Here is a 2,347-nt window from a genome sequence, read left to right on the forward strand (position 1 = left end):
CCTGCTCACTAGGGTTTATCGATCAGGTATTTTCCTCTGGATGCCATTTATCTTTGTGCGAAATATCTCGACTTAGCATCAACCCCGAGTATTGCGACACCGAAGCCAAAAAGTACAGTTTTTCAGAAGCAATGTATCTGGCAGCCTTCTCTCTTGCACGTTTACGCTTCGATGACCGAATTTTACTTTCGCTCCCCTGCAACGAATTCAAACGCTTACGAGCTCGCGGCCTCCAGCTAGAGCAGACCACGAACAAGCTGAACAGCGATAGTGAAGACTTATTCTGGCTCTCCAGTGAATCCGGTATTCTGGATAACAGCCCCGCTTATGATCTTTATCAACATATTCTCGGCTGTATTACTCATCAACTCAATCAACCTCTTTTAGATGGCGATGACCTTATCGCTAATGAGGGAGTCTAAGCAAAACATAACAAGTTCGTCCGTCATGGCAGCTTATGTTACCGATGTATAATCTTCCATATCACAAATGCTACCTATTAGTTATTCATAAGTTTGAGGGTTTCAGCTAGACTCTTATTTTTATCTCGTCTCGCATTACTCTTTACTTAAGGAGCCATCGTGGATCTAATCGAAGCTCGATCTATGCAAGCCAAGTGCATACTCAATCTGATGACAGTTGTCGCCAAAGACAACCTTTCAATTACGCAAAGGGAAGATCTACCAGAAAAAGCCTACGATATTGGCTGCCTAGTGGGAATGCTTGAAGGCGAGATTTTCAAGATCGTCAAAAGTCGCAGTAGCATCGTCGACGACCTTCCTTTTAAAGATAAAATCCTCGAACAATTTGTGAACGGCGTAACTGTAGTTATTCATCGCTTGCTGCTCGACGAAAATCAGGACCAACTCGCTCAAGATCAAGCACGCCTTGATCGACTTCGACAAGAACTAAAACAAAATCTAGAACATACAGAAACCCTCCTGGAAAATGCTACTCGCCTTGAAAGTGCACTTAGCAATAATGCTTTATATCGTGACTCGGCAGAGGTCTTATCAACCTTCCAAAGCAATGTCGCGACCATGCAGAACATGTATCAGGTTAAGGCTCAAGAACATGAGATGTTAAATATACTTGTCGACAAGAATGAAGCCTTACTGCTACAAACCGACCACTCACTGTCAGCACTGCCAAAGCTAAGTGATGCCAGCAAACTAGTCGACCTCAAACAAGAATTTCTCCGTATTGAGCAAGACACATAGAAACTGTATTACGGGCCAAGCATGACCAACCTAATCGACCTTTCGCACAATATGCAAACCTTTAAAGAGCTACGCGTTCAACAAGACGGGCACGTCTTGCTTGTCTCGTTGAATAGACCTGATATTCACAATGCGATGTCTCACGAAGCAATGGTTGAAGAAATCGAGCGTGTATGCGATTTAGCAAACAATAACAGCGAAATTCGCGTCATGGTGCTGACCGGAGAAGGAAAGAGTTTCTGCGCCGGCGGCAATGTCAAAGATATGCTCAATAAAACTGATATGTTTGGCGGCAATAAAGAAGAAATAGAACAAAGCTATAAAAACGGAATTCAGCGTATTCCTTTGTCCTTATGGAATATCGAGATCCCCGTTATTGCCGCCGTAAATGGCGCCGCAGTCGGTGCAGGCTGTGACCTGGCAATGATGTGCGATATTCGCATCGCTTCCGATAAAGCCCGCTTTGCCGAAAGCTTTGTCAAACTTGGCATCATTCCGGGAGACGGCGGCGCGTGGTTCTTGCCAAGAATTATTGGCATAGCAAAAGCCAGCCAAATGGCACTGACTGGCGATATGGTTGATGCTCAAACAGCGCTATCTTGGGGGATGGTGTCTGAGTGCATCGAAACTTCAAACATGCTTGAGCGCGCACTTTCAATCGCACATAGCATCGCTTCAAACCCGCCTCTTGCCGTTCGAGCCACTAAGAAGCTACTACGTCAAAGTGAACGACTCAAATTACCTGAAATGCTAGACCAATGTGCAAAAGTTCAAGCTGGTCTGCATCAAACAGAAGATCACTTAGAGGCAGTGAAAGCTTTACTAGAAAAACGCGCTGGGCAATATCACGGGCACTAAAGCAGTAAGTTTTAGGTCTTCTTATGCAAGAGAGGCCATCACCACTATTTTGGAAAAATTTAGCCAATGGAAACTCTTTCTATTTTCGGCGTTTTTCAAGGTAGTTGTCGCCTGAGCATTTAAGCTGCTTGTTTTTCCTTCTCCGGGTTCAACTTAACGTCACCCACTTTCTCCCAGTTCCGCGTAGCTTTTGACCACCTTATTTGGTTCTTTCTTTTCATCTTGCGATAAAGCTCATCCCTCTTCGATAATATTTCTTCATCCAGACC

General features: G+C 44.4%; 3 protein-coding genes. All 3 read left to right on the top strand.

Annotation, left to right across the window (positions count from 1 at the left end):
- Nucleotides 1–422: hypothetical protein (locus tag A3761_RS17970; RefSeq protein WP_231881253.1), on the top strand; the 422-nt coding region annotated here is incomplete at its 5' end.
- A 159-nt stretch (nt 423–581) separates the two neighbouring features.
- Entirely contained in the window at nt 582–1,220 is a 639-nt protein-coding gene (locus A3761_RS17975) for a hypothetical protein (RefSeq protein WP_068514174.1), read from the top strand.
- Between the two features lie 21 nt (nt 1,221–1,241).
- On the top strand, nt 1,242–2,078 hold the full coding sequence (locus A3761_RS17980) for a crotonase/enoyl-CoA hydratase family protein (RefSeq protein ID WP_231872162.1): 837 nt from the start codon (nt 1,242–1,244) through the stop codon (nt 2,076–2,078).
- Nucleotides 2,079–2,347: the final 269 nt, after the last annotated feature.

This window comes from Oleiphilus sp. HI0123 (genome assembly GCF_001635315.1).